Origin of the sequence: Sporomusa sp. (assembly GCF_035561155.1) — a bacterium.
Classification (GTDB): Bacteria; Bacillota; Negativicutes; order Sporomusales; family Sporomusaceae; genus Sporomusa.
In genome coordinates, this window is sequence record NZ_DATMYD010000100.1 from 20,695 (window position 1) to 39,946 (window position 19,252).

The following is a 19,252-nucleotide window of genomic DNA, read 5'->3' on the forward strand; positions in this document are numbered from 1 at the left end:
ACTGTAGCTGCAAGAATGACCATGCAACCTACTATAATTGCAAATCTTATGCCAACAATAAAAAAGGAACTGATTATCTCCCGTTCAGGAGCTTCAGTTCCTTTTATTATCACTATTCTGAAATATCTATTTGTTTTCCGCTAACAGTACTGATATATCTGTTACTGTAGCGTTGATTGTAGCACGCTGTAGCGTTCACGTACTACACGCTACACTTTGCAACAATGGTGTAGCATTAGTTAATTGAGTGTTTCCGTATTTTGCGATAGAGCGTACTGCGGGCAATACCAAGTATACCTGCCACCCTGCTTATATTCCCACGTTCTGACTCAAGTAAGGCTCTAATTTCCTCGATCTCCTGTTCAAGTATTCCCCGCTTTATCTCCTTATTGCCTGCTATTGCCGGGTTTCCGGTATTGCGGGAACAGCAAAGCTCAGGCGGCAAACATAGAATTGAAATAACACCGTTTTCTGCCATATTGCAGGCTCTTTCGGCTACATTGTGAAGTTCTCGAACATTCCCTGGCCAATTATACCGGTTTATCAGATCCACTACACTTGCATTGATCGTATACTCATGTCCCTGCTCACTCGCGATCTGATTAACAAAACTACGAAACAGTAATTCGATGTCATCGCGACGCTGCCGTAAAGGCGGAATTTCAATCTTAAATACATTCAGACGGTAGTATAAATCTTGCCGGAAAGTCCCGTTTTCAACAAGCTTGTTTAAATCTTTATTAGTGGCACAGATGATTCGCACATCAACAGGGATAACTTTATTACTGCCAATACGGGCAACTTTCTTTTCTTGCAGTACCCTGAGTAGAGCAACCTGCTGTTCTAAAGGCATATCACCAATTTCATCAAGAAACAATGTACCACCTGAAGCTAATTCAAAATTGCCAGGCCTACCACCACGCTTTGCCCCGGTAAATGCGCCGTCTTCGTAGCCAAACAATTCGCTTCCTACCAATTCTCTGGGGATGGCGCCGCAGTTTAACGCAATAAAAGGACCGCTACACCTTGCGCTCTTGTTGTGGATTGCCTGGGCAAACATCTCTTTTCCAGTACCGCTTTCCCCCTGCAAAATGACATTAGATGCGGTAACGGCAGCCGCGGACGCTTGACGCACAGCCTCTAAAATCGCAATACTGTTTCCTAGGATGCTCTTGAATTGAAAAGTCGTATAATGACCGCTTAACCTGTTGATTAAGCTATGTACTTTTTCAGCAGGCCGCAAGATAATAACCCCGCCATTGATGCAGCCTTGTTTATCAACTATGGACTCACCCGAGATGACGCACCGGTTTGGCCCTGAATCAAAGACAGTCTGAAACTCTATCTCAGAGTGTGTCTCTTTGCCGTTTAGCAACTTTTGTATCAATTGATTATTGCCTTTGAAAATTGTCTGCACCGAAGCTCCACAGAGCATATCTCCGCTCTGTCCCAGTAGTTTTTTTGCAATTGGGTTGTACTCTTTTACTAAGCCTAATCGATCAAATAAAATTACACCATCTGACATTGTGTTAAATATACTCGATAGGTGCTTATTCATCAGAGACAGTTCGTAATTCTTTTGCTGAATGCCGATTTGCATGCTAATTGCGTTTGCTGCAGCCGCAACCATACCCAATGTATGAGAGTAGGCTGCTTGAGCCGGTCCTGATAAATCGAGAAAGGCTACAATTTGACCATCAGCCCCATAAATAGGTGCAGCAGAACAAGTCCACCAGTGATGCTTTGCACAGTAGTGCTCTGCACCAGAAACTTGTACCGGTTTACCGGTAGCTAACCCAATTGCAATTGCATTTGTTCCTACGTCACACTCCCGCCAGCTTGCTCCCCGTACAAAGTGCAACTTCTTCGCGCTTGTTAAAGAATCTCTATCGCCAAAGCATTCCATTACATAACCGTTCACATCAGCCAACACTACAATAAATCCTGAGTTGCGAAAAAACTCGTAAATATTAGCCATAAACGGCTTTGCTATATTAATAATCTCCTGATTCTTTTCCAATAATCTACAGACATCTGCGTGTTCCAGAACGTTTTGAGCTCTGCCATCATCGGGATTAAGACCTACCTGGGAGCATCTTACCCACGAGTCTGCAATCTCCGGCAAGATGATCTGGCTTTCTATTTTTCCATTATTAATAAACTTTTTCCAAACCAAATCTTTACTAGGCATGTCTGCCGGTTTGTCTCTAAACATTTACAACAACCACCTATCTGTGCAAAAAGCAATTTCCTGCTTTTCTCCAAATCCTTTTCACACTGAATCCATACATAAACCGAATACTATTGTTGTAGAATTCTAAGACCATCACTAAATTCCTGCAATAGCAGCACTTGAATTAAAGTATTAACCTATCCCTAACACTATTAATAGGCCATATAAAAAAACTTAAGCACCTGTTCTGCGAGGAACAGGTGCTTACACATAATATTGCGCGCCATAAATTCTATTAGAAATGGTATTCTTATTTACGCTCCTCAGGCTTGGCTAAGCCAAGGTCTATATGGCAGTACCCTCCAGGCGTCTTCCGCAAGTAATCCTGATGATAGTCTTCTGCAGGGTAAAAGTTCTTTAACTGCCCGACTTCTACAACAATTGGGGCCTCATATTGAGACTGCATTGTCTGAATAAATTCAACTATGACTTGCTTTTCTGTTTCATCATTATAATACACACCAGATCTATACTGTGTTCCCCGGTCCGGGCCCTGACGGTTAAGACTGGTTGGGTCGATGATCCGGAAAAAGTTCTCCAGCACCTTCCTGGTTGGCAACAGATCTTCATCGTAAACTATTTCGCATATCTCAGTATGTCCAGTTCTCCCCGAACATACCTGCTCATAAGTGGGTTTGTCCGTATTGCCCTGCCCATACCCTACCCTTGTGCCCAAAACGCCTTTGAGTTGTTGAAAGTATGCCTCTACTCCCCAGAAGCAGCCTCCTGCAAGCCATAGTTTCTTCATTAGTCAATCCCCCTCACATATGAAATTATGAATCCCTAGCTACTTCAAAACCTAAAGAATTGTTACTACCCAGCAATATATACTTTACCAGCTGCCACTATTTTAATCATCGCTGCTTTGTGCAAATCCAGCAATATATCATTTTAAAAACGACATTCATCACGTGAGGATAGACTGCCTGACTGGACGTAAATAGGGCAGGCCTGAAGACGGAACACTGCCAGATGCCTTGCAAAGTAAGCCGCACCTGCTAAAGAGCACACACCCCCTATCGCCAGGGTATAGATTACACCAATCTGGCTTGCCAGAAAACCGGCAAGCAGGCTGCCGATCGGCCCCACCCCCATCAGAGTCATAGTATAAAAACTCATTACCCTGCCACGCATTGAATCATTTACCATACATTGCAGCAAGGTATTACTGCCGACTACCAGAATTAAAAAACCTACACCGAGAATAAACATCAGCACACTAGAAAACCAGAGGCTGCCGGGTAGCATAAAACTAATCAATCCGAAGCCAATGGTTGCCGCTGCCACCACTAATAGCTTTTCCAGCCCCTGAAATTCAGACCGGGCGGTAACTCCGATAGCCGCAACGAGTGAACCACAGCCGGCAACCGCCATTAAGAACCCCATAGTTCCCGCGCTCGCTCCTAATTTTTGGGATACGAAAACCGGCAGCAGTACCGTATACTGCATAGCGGTCAGGCTGATAATACCGAGAAGTACCAGGATATTTCGCAGTGGCAGTTGTTTAAAGGTATATGCATAGCCTGCTTGAAAATGCTGAAGCATATTATCATGCTGCTTTTCGTCATTACTTACCTTCAGCCGTAAGGCAGCGAGTGATATAACCGAAATAAAATAGCTGGCGACATTCAGCAGAAAACAATAGCCTTCGCCGATAATAGGGATAAGGATGCCTGCTGCCGAGGGACCAAGCAGTCGTGCCATATTGTATGTAACCGAATTTAAAGCAATGGCATTCTGGCGTTCGTCCTGGGTATCCATCATCTCTACAGAGATAGCATTGCGGGCCGGTACGTCAAAAGCAGTAACACAACCAAGCAATAGACTTAAGAGCAAGATATGCTCAATCTCCAGCCTGTTTCCGAGGGTAAGCCAGGCTAACAGGGAAGCTTGAACAAGACTGAGCAGCTGAGTGACAACAAGGACACTGCGTTTGCTCCACCGGTCAATCCATACTCCGGCAAAGGGCACCAGAACAAAGTTTGGGATCTGCCCTATAAAAGCCACTAATCCCAGCATGAAAGCTGAATCAGTCAGGCGATAAATCAACCAGCTTAAGGCAATATTCTGGATCCATGTTCCAATAATTGACAGTCCCTGTCCGGCAAAAAAAATCCGGTAGTTCCGGTTGTAGAGAGCCTTTATCATATTCTTCAACATATGAATTCCCTCCTGAATGGTACTATTCGCGGCAGGAAGAAAATATCCTACCTTTCGCCATAGCAACACCAAAATCCAGATTTAAAGCCTGGAATCCAATCACTTCCTTCTTGCAAATACAAAGGCGACCCTTTCACAGATCGCCCAGTGTTCCAGTTCCCACACTCTTCATGGAGGTATAGTTTATTGTGTTAAAAAGTATTGACTAATACCGTTATATAAACCTGCTGCCACTTTTTTATCAAAACTACGGTTGGCGAGTAGCTTCGCTTCTTTGGGGTTAGAGATGAACGCTGCCTCAACCAAGACAGCGGGCATGTTGGCCATCTCGAGAACAAGATAGTCATTTTGCTGGACACCACGGTCATATAGCTGCAATTTTGCAACCATATTGTTCTGCACTACACGGGCAAGTTCATCGTCGCTTTCCGTTGCATCATAAAAGTAGGTTGTCGTACCACCGGCAGACCCGTCAAAAGCATCGGCATGGATGCTGATAAACAAGTCCGCTTTAGCTTGATTGGCAATACCGATCCGGGCTGCCAATTCCTCCTTATCAGACGCTCCGGAGTAAGCCACATCCTGATCGGCTGCCCGGGTCATAATTACGGTTGCGCCATCGGCTGTAAGCAAATTACGCAGTTCTTGGGCAATCGCCAGTGTAATATTTTTTTCCATAACATGATTAGGACCAATCGCCCCGGTATCACTGCCGCCGTGGCCAGGATCAACCACAATAAGTTTGCTTTGAAGTGAAGTGTTCCGGGACTGATATATTTGTTTATTTGCGGGGTATGTAGACGGTTGCCTACTTTCCAAAGACCACCAAGTACCAGTAATCTGAGTTCGCGCATCATTAGCTGCCGCGTTCACTGGTGACGCCACTAACAATAAAATAAGCAGTAATACAGTCGCCAATGTGGTGGGGATCGATATTGCTCTTTTCATACTCTCATCCTTGCCAATTACTAAGTTTATAAGACAATACTTAGTATACTTTATCCTAGCGCTACAGGGCAAAGCGTAATATTTTCCGTTTTCTATATGGAGCGTGCAAGATTGTGGTAAAATAATATCACTAATTTATAGGAGGCAGAATATGACAGAGCAACTTTCGCTGCTAAAAGACCACGTAACTACACTTTATTCGCACAACCCTTTTGTAACCTTGCTTCAAATGGAAATAGTAGAACTGGAAGCAGGTATGGCAAAATTGTCGATGCCGGTGATCGATGGCAAACATACTAACTTTTACAATATGGCCCACGGCGGCGCGTTGGCCTCTCTGGCAGATACCGCCATGGGAATGGCCTGTGTAACTACTGGTAAAAAAGTAGTTACACTAGATATGAATCTAAATTATATCCGCAGCGCCGAATGTCAAGAAGCCATCATCGCTGTTGGTACCCTAATACACAATGGCAGCCAGACGATGGTTGCAGAGGCAGATATTTTTGACGGCACACATAACCTGATCGTTAAAGCCAGAGGCACTTTTTTCGTAACAGGAACGTTTTTGTAAGAATATCATGTAGTAAACAAACAAGGGTGGGCGTATGCATAACCGAAATATCGCAGGCTTGTGGAGTATTCAAGCACGGGCCTTCAAAATTCCATATACGCCATTTAGTCACAATTTTTGGGCCCTTACTGACCCATCTGGACAAGTTGTCGACCAAATTCACGGTCTGGCCTTTGACCCAAAAGCAGGCACGACCAAAGCAATCGGCAATTCTTCGCATTTTCTGCGAGTTGTTCATGATCCCACCATTATCTGGTCATTGCAGCCAGATCAACCAACTGTAGTGTGCACCGCCGGACCCGAATCGGAAATTCGCGAGCGTTGGCAAGCAGCATTAAATTCGATTTTTGCCATCAATGCATTAAACCTGCATTATCCAAATTTATGGCAGCATCTGTACAAAAAGAATAGCAATACAATATTTAATACAATTGGCCAAATTATGGGGTATTCTCAACCTGCAAAACTCCTCCCGACACTGGCCCCGGGAATAAAACTGGTTGTTTCCCAGGATATTATTGATCTTTATTGCTATAAGTCCTAGCATGAAAAATGAGCAGTTGCCAATCGATTAGAGCCCTACAATCCACAAGGAATGTAGGGCTCTTTTGATTTACGGTGTTTTTTTCATCCTGTTAGAAGTATAACTTTCCGCCTGGATAATGACAACATATTCGCCGCCGATTTGTGAAATACTTTTACAGTATCGGAGGTTACTGCGGATGGACACTGCCCTACAAGCACACAAGCGCAAAGTTTATTACAACACCTTCATAGTTCTTTCAGTATTGATCCTGGTCATTTTAAATATTATACTTCTTTTTCTTGGCTTAATACTCCACAATGAGCTCAGTGTATTGAACACAAGGGTTGATTTCATACATTATACCAATGTACAAGCCCGACTAAAACAAGGACTACAAACTAAAGGCTGGCAAACTGTCAGCCTAAATTCGCGTTTTGGCTATGTTCTTGAAGGTACCTTTATACCAAATTCAAAACCCTCGAACAAAACTATCATCTTTGTCCATGGGATAGCGGCCACTCAAGCCATGGGGATACACTGTCTGGAGATGTACCTTAACAGAGGGTACAACCTGCTAATTTATGATTCTCGCGGCCACGGCGTAAGCGGCGGTTCTTGCGTAACATGGGGCTATTATGAGCAGTATGATCTTGACAAATGGGTCGACTGGCTCGAAAAAAAACACCCTGACGGCATCATCGGAGTACATGGTGTGTCAATGGGTGCGGCAACAGCGTTAATGCATGCAGCTCTGAATGAATCCTCAAAGCGTGTGAAATTCTATATTGCTGATAGTGCCTATAGTGAACTATCAAAGTTGCTAGCCCAACAGCTCGCTAAACACACCAAGTCACATCACCCGCTGTGGATAAATATACTTTTGAAATACGCCAGCCTCGTTGCTTATATTCAGTCTGACTTCTCCTACGAAGAGATATCTCCTATTACCGCAGTGAATAATGTCACTACTCCCATTTTATATCTTCATGGTGAAGCGGACGCAGTTGTACCTGTAGAAATGAGCCTTGATTTATACCAAGCCACAAGAGGTTACCGGGAGCTACACACATTTCCTGGTATTAAACATGGCCGCGCTGTTTTGGATCGAAAATATGACTATCAAGACATAGTTACAAACTTCTTAAACTCGATAGACCGTTAGTTATCATTAACCTGACAAATGCTAATTTACAAAATGCCGCCGGCATGGCCGGGACAAGCTATTCTGCAACTCTTTGTCTCTAGAAAGCTGCCTTAAACAGAAAACTCCCCTGCTGAACGCAGGGGAGTTGAAAATTCTAGTATCTGTTGTTGTTTTGAGTGAAGCAATCTCTGCAGTAAACAGGACGATCGCTGCTTGGACGGAACGGAACTTGGGTTTGTACGCCACAAGCTGCACAGGTTACATTGTGCATTTCACGTTGTTGGAAGTTATTGCTGCGGCCGCCGAAACCACCGCGGTTATTGTTTTGTTGTTTACGAGCTGCTCTGCACTCAGGGCAACGGCCTGGTTCGTTGGTGAAACCTTTCTCTGCAAAGAAATCTTGCTCAGATGCTGTGAATACGAATCCAGCACCACAGTCACGGCAGGTTAAGTTTTTGTCTTGATTCATTATAAAATTCCTCCTAAATTAAGATTGTACCCGGATAGCTTTTCGTAAATTACTCACTGGGCTTCTCTTAATGAGAAGGACTAATGATCAATTAACTGGGCCTTCAACTGGGCTATTTCATTATACTTCTATTCAAAATAAAAGTAAAGGGCTAAACTGGTTTTTTTTTGTTATTTTTGCATTTTTTTGATTAAATTCCTTCCTTGCTGCCCATACTTCCAGCTAGATTGACCAGCAACCAGCCTTTCTGCCATAGTGGCAGCCGTATTACAGCATTTATGAACGGCTTATCAGAAACTCCCGTTGACCAAACTGAACGAATGCCGAACTTCATTGTACTGAAATAGCTCGCTTACAGTGACAAACTCATAGCCTCGTTCGCGAAGACGATCAATGATAATCCCTAGTGCTTTTGGTGTAGGTAACGGGTACTGACCATCATGCAGCAAGATGATGCTGCCAGGTTTAATATCTGTTAACACTTTTTCAACAACTCTATCCGTAGGTGGGCAACTCCAATCTTTCGGGTCAATTGACCATAGAACTACAGTATAGCCTCGCTGGCGGGCTATCTCAATTACCTGGGTATTGTAAAAACCTCCAGGCGGCCGGAATAATGTAGGCTTAGGCGCTATCGCTAAAATTGCCTTCTCTGCCTTGTCAAATTCCTCTGATATTTCTTGGGGGCTCAATTTAGGTAATGACAGGTGGCTGTAAGTATGAGCGCCAATCTCGTGACCATCAGCCACTTCTTGAGCCAGAAAATCTGGAAAGCGCTCGACATTCTGTCCAAGAACGAAAAAGGTTGCTCTAACGTGCTTTTCTCTTAGAACTGCTAAAATCTCCGGTGTTGCCTTATAATTAGGTCCGTCATCGATAGTCAATGCCACTACTTTATGAGTAGTAGGAACCTTAGAGATTGTCTGAGCGTCGTCTGATAAATGCTTCTCAGACACACTGGCTAAAGCTACAGTAAGGGCTATCGTGCAAACCATCAAATAACGTCTTTTCACAAGGAGCTCCCCTTTCAGTTAGCCGCACTTAATCATTATTAATACTTACAGCAATCGATTCGGCCAGTTTTATCCTAGCGGATTTCACTTCATGGCTAAATATATGCAAGAATCAATAAGATATATCTGCAGCGCGCGGCTAATGACGATTTTACACCGCTCCGTGTTGGGAAGGATGAAGTACGTAGCTATTTAAATCCTCTTCATCAGCAGAACTTCGTTTCCCTTAGCATTATAGATCAGTTGATCACAAAACATTTTCATCATCATCATCCCTCGGCCTCTTTCTGCCAGCCCTAACTGGTCAAACTCATTATCTAAGTCATTTTTTAATTGAGTGTTTATCTTTCCAGGGCTAAAACCAGGACCGGTGTCCTTGATCCTTACGATAATTCTACCACCTGCCCGTCTCATTTTGACATCAACCCGTCCACCGGCACATAGGCCATTGTTGACGGCTTCATTAACGGCTACCTCCAGCAGACCAGCACAAGTTGGCGCGTTGTGCTCAAGAAATTCAGCAATCATTTCTTGAGCCTTTTCAACCTCGTCCTGTTTTTGGATATCGCGTATGCTTATCCCCGTACTTTTCTCAAGAATTTCGATACAAACAACAGAGAAATCGTCACTCCGCTCTGGGCTTTGGGCTAGTTTTTCCAACCATTCTTTATACCGGATAAACCCTGTCTGCCTGCTTATGCCATGTGTTTCGATCAGATCTGATACGCCATCGCTCATCATGCAATATATTTCTCCCGGTTTAAAGGGCGTTGTCATTGTTTGGACCTCAGCCTTATCAAACATCCCCAGGTAGCCACTAAATACAGATATTAATTCACACCCATCCGGTTTTGCTCCCAGGAAAAAATGTATACCGCCTGTAATAACTTTAAGCATGAAAGAACTAAAGTCAAATTCAAAGTATATTAAACCGGCAAAAGATTCTTCGTATAAATACTGTACCATACTCCGGTTGATATGCTGGAAGTCCTCCTCATTAATCGCCCTGCCGCCAAGCAGCCTCTGATCCAGCAGCATTTTAACCGTGGCTGTTTGCAGTGCCGTAGCCATACCGTGTCCGCTCACATCAACAATATAGCCCCGCAGTTTTTGTTGCTCTTCAAACCACTGATAGTTAATAAGGTCGCCACTGACAGTATGGTAGGGCAGAAAAATTGGGCTGACGCGAACTTTTGTCCCGTTAAATGGCTGCGGTAGAGCATCCTGTTGCACCCGAGCCGCCAAATTAAGTTCACGCTGGGTTTGTTCATCTCGCTGGCGAAGTTGTTCTTCTATGCGTTTGCGATCAGTTATATCAGCAATAGTAATCGCCTTCTGCTTTCCGCTTCCTACCCCGGCAAGAATAGGATACGACCGCAGCCATGCCCATCGTATATCACCGTCTGACCGAAAAAACCTAAACTCCTCATTGCTGGATTCATCCATATGCTGACCGTCTTGGATCAAATTGGCCCGCACTTTTTCACGATCATCCGGATGAGCGATCTCAGTCATCGCCATGGGATTGTCTAAACAGCTCTGTATAGAGTGACCAGTTAATTTTTCGTACGCCGGACTAACATAGAGAAATTTTTCTTCATCCCTAATCATTAGAACCTCATTGATGTTTTCGACAACCTGCCTGAATCTTTCCTCGCTTTCCCGCAGCTTTGCCTCTACTTTTTTCTTTTCGGTCACATCAATTAAAACCATTAAATTGGCCTGTTCACCCCCCAATGTTATTCTTGCGGCTTTCACAAGCCCGTTCCTAATATCTCCGAATTTATCCCTAAATTCAATATCATAGGCAGCAACTGCTTCTCCCTTGGATGTTTTTTTCATGGCTTCAGCAACACACGCTATCGATGTTTTAGTAAGAAAACAATTTATATGGCTGCCAACAATGATATCTCGAGTATATCCTATGGTCTTTATTCCGACATCATTGATAAACCTAATAATACCATCGCGATGGATAATGACAATTTCCGGCGCGTTATTTACAATGGCAGCATATCTTTCCTGACTTTCCTTTAGCTGTCGTTCAAGCCTTTTCCTGGCGGTAATATCTCTGGAGATGCCTATAAGCCCTGCTACTTTGCCATCATCATCGAAAAAAGGGCTCTTAATTGTTTCAAACTCAAGTATAGTACCATCAACTAACGCCATCTTTTCTTCATTTTTCACCATGGTCCCGTTTGCTAGCACTTCCCGATCGTGTTCCAGGCAATCTTTCGCAAAGTCATGATTTTTTACAATATCCGAAATGGTTTTGCCGACAGCTGCCTCCTCCGTTACTCCGTAAAGCCTTTCCAAGCATGCTTTGTTACATCCTAGCAAGCTACTGTTAACATCTTTATAAAATATAAAATCCGGTATGGTGTCAATCATAGTTTTTAAAAATTCTTTTTGCCTGTTTAGTTCTAGCTCAAGCTGTTTTCGTCTTGAGATTCTCCGTGCGAAACCGATAGTTCCACTAACCGTGCCATTATCCTCTACAACCGGCGCAATATACGTCTCGTACCATACATTACCTGTTTGGCTTTCGTAGAGTTGATCTGTAAACTGTGATTTCCGGGATTGTATTACTGCCTCTTCGCCTTTCCGGAATTGAAGCGCAATGTCATTAGGGAAAATATCAAAATCGGTTTTTCCGATAATTTTAAACCCTTTCCTGATACCGAATTTTTCAAAGCGCTTGTTTATTACAAGATATGTCCCGTCCCAATCTTTCATCCAGGCCATACTAGGCATCGTATCAAATATTAATTGTACTTGCTCTAATCTTTTACTCGTCACGGCACTACCTCTCCCTAAATCAACTGTACAAGATTTAATAAGTTTGGCTCTAGACTGAAATTAATCATCAGCCTAGAGCCTTATTACTTTCGCTTATTTATTTTAACCGTTATATAAATTCAACTCTATTCGATATGTAAAACCTTATCAAGCCTGGTTCGCTTTAATATTTCGGCAGCCATCCCCTGAACACCGGTGAGCACAAGCCTGCCGTTTTTCTCTATGGTACGTTTATGAACTGTTACTAATACCCCTAGCCCCGAGCTATCTATGTAATTAAGTTTAGAGAGATCAAAACGAATATCTTTGACACCCTGCTCTATTGCTTCCAAAAGCTCATCCCGAATTATTCCTGCATCATGAGCGTATATCTTCCCGTCTAACGATACAGTGGCATAATTACCGCTAACGTTAAGCGAATGTTTCATTTTTCTGCATCCTTCCTCTGCTTTATACTTGAAATTTACTAATTAGGTTTTGCAGATTTTGCGCCATCGCGCTTGTCTGCTCGGAGCTTGCTGCTATTGTTTCAATTGTTGCAGTAGTTTCTTCAGTAGACGCTGAAACCTGTTGGGCATCCCGTTCTGTTCGTTCAATGTCTTCCGCCACAACCTCGATAAGCTGCACAATCTTGTCAGATGAAGCAATTTCATCTTCAGTTACTCTGACAATTCCGCTGATGTCACTGACTGTTTCCGCGACAGCCGCCAATATGCTCTCAAGTGACATATCCGCCTTATTAACAGCTTGCACACCTATTTCCACCTCGGCCAAACTGTGCTTCATAGCAACCACTGCACTGTCTGTGTTCTCAATAATCTTATTAATAAGCTGTGTAATACTCCCTGCCTCGGTATTGGATTGTTCCGCCAATTTTCTGACCTCGTCAGCAACAACAGCAAACCCTTTACCAGCTTCCCCGGCCCGGGCAGCCTCGATCGCGGCATTTAGCGCTAAGAGATTAGTTTGCTTTGCGATACCGGTAATAGTTTCATTAATCATGCCTATTTGCTGTGAATATTTGTTCAGAAGAGTAATTATCTTTTCCGCTTCTATCGTCTTGGTGTAAATTGTGTCCATACTTTGCTTTACTTCGGTGACAACTGCCTTACCGCCCCTGGCCGTCTCAACCGTAATGTGTGAATTATTAGTGGCCGATGTTGCCTTATCCTTGGCGATTTGGATAAGTGAGGATAATTGGACTAAGATCTGGGCAGTATCGGTACTTGAATCTGAAGCCTCTACCATTGAACGCGCCACATCCTGAATTTCTTCAGAAATATTTGCTGACGCTGTTGAAACTTCATTGGCGGACGCGGCCATCTGTTGCGACGCCGCAGCCAACTCAACCGCGCTGTTTCTCACCGCTCTGACAATCTCGAGCTCTGACGCAATCATCGTATTGAATGATTCACACAACTGTCCGATCTCATCCCGTGTCGTTACAGCCGCTGTTACTAACAAATTTCCTTTACTGGCCTCAGCCATCAAGCCCTGTAGTTCTTTTATCGGCCTTGTAATCCGGCGAGCAGCAAATATAGCAACAGCAATTCCAACAATTGTGGCTAAGGTTGCTGCTATGATGGCCGCTGACTTGGCTTGTTGAGCATTTGTTACTGTCCCGGCTACTGCTTGACCAATACTTGATTTCCGGGATTTTTTGGCTTCATCGATCTTTGCAAGAAGTTCACCGGCTAAAGGTGCTAATTCATTAACAAGGGCACGCATTGCCTCCTCTTTATTCCCCCTCTTGATTGATGCAATAACCTTTTTATCGGCAACTTCAGAATATTTGTCATCAAGCACTTTAATTTCGGTTATTAAATGCCGTGTTGCTTCGGTACGGGCCCGCCCAATCATTTCCTCCTCAAGTTTAGCATTTAATTCAGCTGCGTGTTTGTATTCATTGAGATAACGTTCGTCTCCATATATAAAGTAAGCCCGGACATTTGCAGTCTTTGCCATTGCATTAAATGCAATCTCGTTAATTATCTCCAAATGGGGAATATCATAGTTACCTAGAGCATTGATTTTATCTTCAGACTCACTGCTCAAATAAATAGTATAGGTAAACCCTGCTGTCGCTACTAAAATGACTAATAAAAAATACCCTATCATTTTTTTTGTTAATGTTAATTTCATTCAGTCCTGATTTCACACGCCTAGAAATCAGTGTTCCCCCCCCTAATATTCAAATAGTTTGACCGGAAATATATGAAATCTACACCGCTTACAATACCTATATATGGAGCTAAACTCATCCTTGTACTAGGAAATTATACCATCTATTATATCATCTACATATAGATTTTTTATAAAATCTTGTTCATTTTTATTATCCTGTTTACTAAATCTTGTTTCTTGCTTACGATAAAATAGTTTTCGCCAATTGGACACATTTCCTCTATTTCGCTTAAAATATTACACTTTTTATATAATACAGCTTGATTTCCGGGTGATATGAATATATAATTATGAAATATCAGCAGCATATCACGACTAGGCTGAGCAAAGGCGCTCAATCCATATCTGGATTGAGCGCCTTTTTTCTACCAATTTTTACAAGGGAGGAGGAATGCTACTTGATTACCTTAGCTAAGGTAAATAAGTCTTTCGGAAACAACCACGTACTAAAAGACATTGATTTAACTGTCAAAACCGGTGAGAAGCTTGTCGTTATCGGGCCTAGCGGCTCTGGTAAAAGCACAATGATCAGGTGTATGAACCTATTAGAGCGCCCCAATAGCGGCAGCGTAATCGTTGACGGGGTAGATATCACCGCACCTAACTCATCTGTAAATCAAATACGACAGTCAGCCGCTATGGTTTTCCAGCAATTTAATCTCTATCCCCACAAAACGGTACTGGAAAACCTAACTCTTGCTCCCATTCTTTTAAAAGGAGTCAAGAAAGAAGAAGCTGTAGAAACAGGCTTGGCCTTCCTTGAACGGGTAGGCCTCAAAGAAAAGGCCTCTGCTTATCCGTCTCAATTGTCAGGCGGTCAGCAGCAGCGGGTCGCTATCGCGCGAGCCCTGAACATGCACCCTAAAATAATGTTGTTTGATGAACCCACTTCTGCTCTAGACCCGGAAATGATTAAAGAGGTTCTTGACGTTATGGTTGACTTGGCAAACGAGGGCATCACCATGGTTGTAGTCACTCATGAGATGGGATTCGCCCGCAGGGTTGCCGATAGAGTCATTTTTATGGATGAAGGACGAATTATGGAACAAGGAACGCCGGAACATTTTTTTGTTAATCCCGATCATGATCGTACAAAACTGTTCTTGAGCCGCATTTTGCATTAACATTTAACATAAAAAAATACGGAGGCGATTTTATTATGAAGCTTATGAAAAAATCTGTATTCATTTCTTTTGTTATGTTGCTGGCTTTCAGCCTATTCCTGGCTGGCTGCGGCGGTTCGTCAACACAACCGGCTGCATCCAAGGAAGAAGTCCCCGCTGATATTAAAGCCATCAAAGACCGTGGCGTATTCAAGGCCGGCGTAAAAGTAGACGTGCCTAAGTTTGGCTATAAAGATCCTAAAACAGGCAACGTTGAGGGCTTCGAAATTGATCTGGTTAAAGCGTTAGCTAAAAAAATCGTTGGTGACGAAAACAAGATTGAGTTGATAGGTACTGTTGCTAAGACCAGGGGTCCACTGCTTGATAATGGCGATGTCGACGTTGTACTTGCCACCTTTACCATTACCGAAGAGCGTAAGAACAGCTACAACTTCTCTGATCCCTATTATACTGACGGTGTCGCTTTAATGGTTAAAAAGGCATCTGGCGCCCAAGGGTTAAAAGACCTCGCCGGTAAAAAGATCGGTGTTGCCCAGAGTTCTACCAGCCGTAAAGCAATACAGGAAGCGGCTGATAAGCAAGGCGTTAAGGTTAGCTTCCTGGAATTTGGCACCTATGCTGAAGTAAAAGCTGCCTTGGATTCCGGCCGCGTGGACTGCTTTAGTGTTGACGCCGCTATCCTCTTTGGTTATTTAGACGATTCTACTACCATCCTTGCTGAACGTTTTAGCCCCCAAGAGTATGGAGCAGCCACCAAGAAAACCAATACAGCTCTGGCTAAGTTAGTAAACGATACATTAAACGACATGAAAAAATCCGGTGAAATTGATAAACTGCTTGCGAAATGGGGACTTAAATAGTGCCAGGCCCTTTCGCCGGGTTTAAGTGGCTGGCGTTATTCCAGGATTGGACAGTCTTTGCCGAAGGTTTTATTACAACACTTATGGTAGCAGCCTTAGGTTTGACGTTGGCATTAACCCTTGGCATTCTGTTCGGCATCCTTGGCACCGCCCCCGGGCGATTGTTCCGCGTTATTAACCGGATTTATGTCGAATTTATCCAGAATACCCCTTTAGTCATCCAGGTCATCTTTTTATACCATGGCCTGCCGCATCTAGGTATTATGCTCCCGGTATTTTCAATTGGAGTGCTGGGACTTGGTGTGTATCACGGTGCTTATGTAGCAGAAGCAATCAGGGCAGGGCTTCAGGCAGTCCCACGTGGTCAATTGGAATCCGCCTATTCGCAGGGGTTTAATTATTGGCAGGCTATGCGTTATATCGTCTTGCCTCAGGCCAAAAGGATTGTACTCCCCCCGATAACCAATCAGTCTGTAAGCCTGATAAAAAACACCTCAGTGTTAGCCATGGTTGCAGGTGGAGATCTTATGTATCATGCTGACTCCTGGTCCAGCAGCAACCTGTATTATGGACCGGCCTATGTCATTACAGGGCTTCTCTATCTCTGTCTTTGCTATCCGCTAGCCAATCTGGCCCGGCGAATGGAAAAGAAACTGGAGGTCTCATTATGATCCAAGACCTTCTTAAACCTGAAATTGCTTTATTCCTTATGGATGGGCTCTATGTTACCTTGAAAATAGCGATCGTGTCTATTATCCTTAGCTTAGTCTTTGGTACAGTATTAGGGGTAGCCCAATTCTCCGGCCATCCACTATATAGCAGACTTGCCACAGTCTATATCGACTCAATCCGCAACACGCCGCTACTGCTCTTCATTCTCGCTGCCAGATTTTCCACCAATCTGCAGCCTGTCAACTCAGGAATTCTTGCCATGACAATCTTCACTTCGGCTGTTATGGCTGAAATCATCCGGGGCGGACTGAATTCGGTCCACAAGGGTCAGTGGGAAGCCGCCCGCTCCCAGGGTTTTAACTATTGGCAAACACTCATTCACATTGTCCTGCCGCAAGCCTTCCGTAACATGATTCCGCCCCTGTTATCTCAATTCACGACTGTCATTAAAGACACTTCCTTTGTTTGGGCAGTCGGTGTCGAGGATTTGACAGGCAAAGGCATGATTATTATGGGTAAATATGGTTCGACAGCGCAAGTATTTTCGATATTCGCTGCAATTGCCGGGCTATATTTTATAGTGAACTATTCTCTTTCGTTCATCGCCCGCTACCAGCAAAGACGGCTTGCTGCCAGAAGTTATTAGACAATTTTTTTGCTTCTAACGATAACGATGAACCCTGTTACTGACACTGCAAAAAATGGTTTTAGGCTTCACCCACAACAGAGGTGAAGCCTAAACATTTTGTAGAAAGATCTTAAAACTATTTACATTTTAAAAGCTTTAACGGCATTTTGCAATTCTTCCGCCATCTTAGCCAGCATATTGCTTGCTGCGGAAATTTCCTCCATCGTTGCTGATTGTTCTTCGGTAGCTGCCGAGACGGTCTCGGTCTGAGCAACTGAATGCTTTGATGCTGCTTCGATGTTTTTGACAGAATCGACAATTCGCTGGCTGCCTGCGGCGACTTCTTGGGTGGCGGCAGAAATTTCCCGCACTTGATTAACCATGGAGTTAATTTGGTTGGCAATAGATTCAAAAGCTTGCCCTGCATCATACACAACACTCACACCAGCCTTGATATCTTCGGCACCTGTCCGCATTGTTGTGACGGCGCCATCAATACTTATGCTATTTTGTCCGATAAGGGCAGCTATTTCTTTGGCTGCCGTCTGTGATTGTTCGGCTAATTTGCGCACTTCCTCAGCAACTACTGCAAACCCCCGGCCGGCATCACCGGCGCGGGCCGCCTCTATAGCGGCATTTAAGGCCAAGAGATTGGTTTGAGCGGCGATACCGCTTATAACATCAACGATCTGAGTAATCTGACCAGCACTTTCGGCCAGTTTTTCTACTGAATTTTGAACTTCAGCCGAGCCTTTTCCCACTCGATCCATTTGATTGACAGCAATATCGACAGCCTGTTTTCCAGCCTTCACCGCATCGATTGTCTGCGCTGCCGCTGCTGCTACACTACCAGCAGTAGCAGCAGTCTCCTCTATCGCTGCCGAGATTTGTTCCACAATAGCCACCGTTTCATTTACAGCGCGCAGTTGCTGCCCGGCGGCACCGGCTACATCAGAGATGGATGCAGCAACTTGCTGCGATACTTCAGCTGACTCCTGAGCGCTTGCCGTCAACTCTTCCGAAGATGCAGCCACCCGCTCGGAAGCATCAGCTGCTGTTACAACAAAAGAGCGTAATTGATTTATGAGGGTGTTGAGCGAATCGGCAAGATAACCGAGTTCGTCCTTCGACTGAACATCTATTTGTTGGATTGATATTTGACCTGTAGCATCCTTGGCAATACTTGAAACCATTCTGCCAAGAGGTTGCGTAATCAGTCTGATAATAATCATGCCAAGGATAATAGCAGCAATAATAATAGCTAATGTTGCCCCAATACTAACCTTTGTCGCAAAAGCGAAATCGATATCGTTTTGCGTATTCACCCTGTCGGCTTCTTGGGCATTAAATTCTGCCAGTGCATCAACTATTCGCTGATATTCGGCTTGTTTGTATCCATTAACCAACAGATATGACTTGGCTTCCTCAATTTGACCTGCTTCAATCAGTTTAATATACTGGCTGCGGGCCTCGCGCCATTCAGCTTGTGCTTTTTTTAAATTAGCCAGATTTTCTACTTCAAAAGGTTGCAGTTTAACTCTTTCATACTCGGTCATAAGCTTATTGTTTGTAGCAACAATCTCACTGATCTGTTTAATATATTCTTGGCGTTTTGACTGTTCATTGGTAAAAACCATGTATACCAGCAATTTTTCGGCATTTGCTGAATTCACCCGTATCTGGTTGAGCCACTTAACAGGCAATAAGTTGTCTGCATATATACCAGATATGTCCATATTGGCTTTCTTCTGATAGTAGTAGCCTAGGCAACCGATACCCATCATCCCAATTACCATTATGAGCATAAGAGTTACAATTTTTTTTCCGATGCTCATATTCCTAAATAAGTCCATTCGTCTTCTCCCCTTTTATTTTTCTCTAAGCGGTAAACCTTTCGCTGCCTCTTTTCTCAATCCTA

The 19,252-nt window shown here is 43.7% G+C and carries 17 protein-coding genes; 7 read left to right on the forward strand and 10 right to left on the reverse strand.

The annotated features are described in order from the left end of the window. Positions 1-235: 235 nt before the first annotated feature. The 4 genes from VN447_RS13875 to VN447_RS13890 form a co-directional block, all read right to left on the reverse strand. Positions 236-2,215 carry a sigma-54-dependent Fis family transcriptional regulator gene (locus VN447_RS13875; protein WP_325525937.1) on the reverse strand — a complete coding sequence of 660 codons (1,980 nt, stop codon included), beginning with the start codon at positions 2,213-2,215 and terminating at the stop codon, positions 236-238. A gap of 268 nt (positions 2,216-2,483) precedes the next feature. Beyond that, on the reverse strand, positions 2,484-2,981 hold the full coding sequence (gene msrA, locus VN447_RS13880) for a peptide-methionine (S)-S-oxide reductase MsrA (protein WP_325525938.1): 498 nt from the start codon (positions 2,979-2,981) through the stop codon (positions 2,484-2,486). 143 nt (positions 2,982-3,124) lie between these two features. Further along, positions 3,125-4,393: an MFS transporter gene (locus tag VN447_RS13885; protein WP_325525939.1), complete on the reverse strand. Its 1,269-nt coding sequence runs from the start codon at positions 4,391-4,393 to the stop codon at positions 3,125-3,127. 183 nt (positions 4,394-4,576) lie between these two features. Continuing rightward, the gene (locus VN447_RS13890) at positions 4,577-5,341 is read right to left on the reverse strand and encodes an N-acetylmuramoyl-L-alanine amidase (RefSeq protein WP_325525940.1); all 765 of its coding nucleotides are present in this window, start codon (positions 5,339-5,341) and stop codon (positions 4,577-4,579) included. A gap of 151 nt (positions 5,342-5,492) precedes the next feature. Here VN447_RS13890 and VN447_RS13895 point away from each other — a divergent pair, with 151 nt between their 5' ends. The 3 genes from VN447_RS13895 (at position 5,493) to VN447_RS13905 (ending at position 7,603) form a co-directional block, all read left to right on the forward strand. Continuing rightward, positions 5,493-5,915: a PaaI family thioesterase gene (locus VN447_RS13895; RefSeq protein WP_325525941.1), complete on the forward strand. Its 423-nt coding sequence runs from the start codon at positions 5,493-5,495 to the stop codon at positions 5,913-5,915. Positions 5,916-5,949: 34 nt separating this feature from the next. Beyond that, complete coding sequence (locus tag VN447_RS13900; RefSeq protein ID WP_325525942.1) at positions 5,950-6,459, forward strand: hypothetical protein; 510 nt, start codon at positions 5,950-5,952, stop codon at positions 6,457-6,459. Between the two features lie 178 nt (positions 6,460-6,637). Further along, entirely contained in the window at positions 6,638-7,603 is a 966-nt protein-coding gene (locus VN447_RS13905) for an alpha/beta hydrolase (protein ID WP_325525943.1), read from the forward strand. Between the two features lie 136 nt (positions 7,604-7,739). Here VN447_RS13905 and VN447_RS13910 read toward each other — a convergent pair whose 3' ends face one another. From VN447_RS13910 to VN447_RS13930, 5 genes are all read right to left on the reverse strand, one after another. Continuing rightward, positions 7,740-8,054, reverse strand: coding sequence for a zinc-ribbon domain containing protein (locus VN447_RS13910; protein ID WP_325525944.1), 315 nt, complete (start codon positions 8,052-8,054; stop codon positions 7,740-7,742). Positions 8,055-8,344: 290 nt separating this feature from the next. Continuing rightward, entirely contained in the window at positions 8,345-9,067 is a 723-nt protein-coding gene (locus VN447_RS13915; RefSeq protein ID WP_325525945.1) for a polysaccharide deacetylase family protein, read from the reverse strand. A gap of 192 nt (positions 9,068-9,259) precedes the next feature. Beyond that, positions 9,260-11,866: a PAS domain S-box protein gene (locus VN447_RS13920; RefSeq protein WP_325525946.1), complete on the reverse strand. Its 2,607-nt coding sequence runs from the start codon at positions 11,864-11,866 to the stop codon at positions 9,260-9,262. A gap of 125 nt (positions 11,867-11,991) precedes the next feature. Then, complete coding sequence (locus VN447_RS13925) at positions 11,992-12,294, reverse strand: STAS domain-containing protein (RefSeq protein WP_325525947.1); 303 nt, start codon at positions 12,292-12,294, stop codon at positions 11,992-11,994. A 22-nt stretch (positions 12,295-12,316) separates the two neighbouring features. After that, a complete protein-coding gene (locus VN447_RS13930) occupies positions 12,317-14,008 on the reverse strand; it encodes a methyl-accepting chemotaxis protein (RefSeq protein WP_325525948.1) in 1,692 nt (563 codons plus the stop codon). 440 nt (positions 14,009-14,448) lie between these two features. Here VN447_RS13930 and VN447_RS13935 point away from each other — a divergent pair, with 440 nt between their 5' ends. Genes VN447_RS13935 through VN447_RS13950 form a run of 4 tightly spaced genes read left to right on the forward strand, consistent with a single transcriptional unit; the run spans position 14,449 to position 17,352 of the window. After that, positions 14,449-15,174, forward strand: coding sequence for an amino acid ABC transporter ATP-binding protein (locus VN447_RS13935; RefSeq protein WP_325525949.1), 726 nt, complete (start codon positions 14,449-14,451; stop codon positions 15,172-15,174). Positions 15,175-15,209: 35 nt separating this feature from the next. Beyond that, positions 15,210-16,034, forward strand: a complete 825-nt coding sequence (locus VN447_RS13940; protein WP_325525950.1) for a transporter substrate-binding domain-containing protein — start codon at positions 15,210-15,212, stop codon at positions 16,032-16,034. Further along, positions 16,034-16,705 (forward strand): amino acid ABC transporter permease, encoded by a 672-nt coding sequence (locus tag VN447_RS13945; RefSeq protein WP_325525951.1) that lies wholly within the window; start codon positions 16,034-16,036, stop codon positions 16,703-16,705. Before VN447_RS13940 ends, VN447_RS13945 begins: the two co-directional genes overlap by 1 nt. Next, entirely contained in the window at positions 16,702-17,352 is a 651-nt protein-coding gene (locus tag VN447_RS13950) for an amino acid ABC transporter permease (RefSeq protein WP_325525952.1), read from the forward strand. The genes VN447_RS13945 and VN447_RS13950 overlap by 4 nt, the downstream gene beginning before the upstream one ends. A gap of 122 nt (positions 17,353-17,474) precedes the next feature. Here the strand turns inward: VN447_RS13950 and VN447_RS13955 are convergent, their stop codons facing one another. Beyond that, positions 17,475-19,187 carry a HAMP domain-containing methyl-accepting chemotaxis protein gene (locus VN447_RS13955; RefSeq protein WP_325525953.1) on the reverse strand — a complete coding sequence of 571 codons (1,713 nt, stop codon included), beginning with the start codon at positions 19,185-19,187 and terminating at the stop codon, positions 17,475-17,477. Positions 19,188-19,252 lie beyond the last annotated feature (65 nt).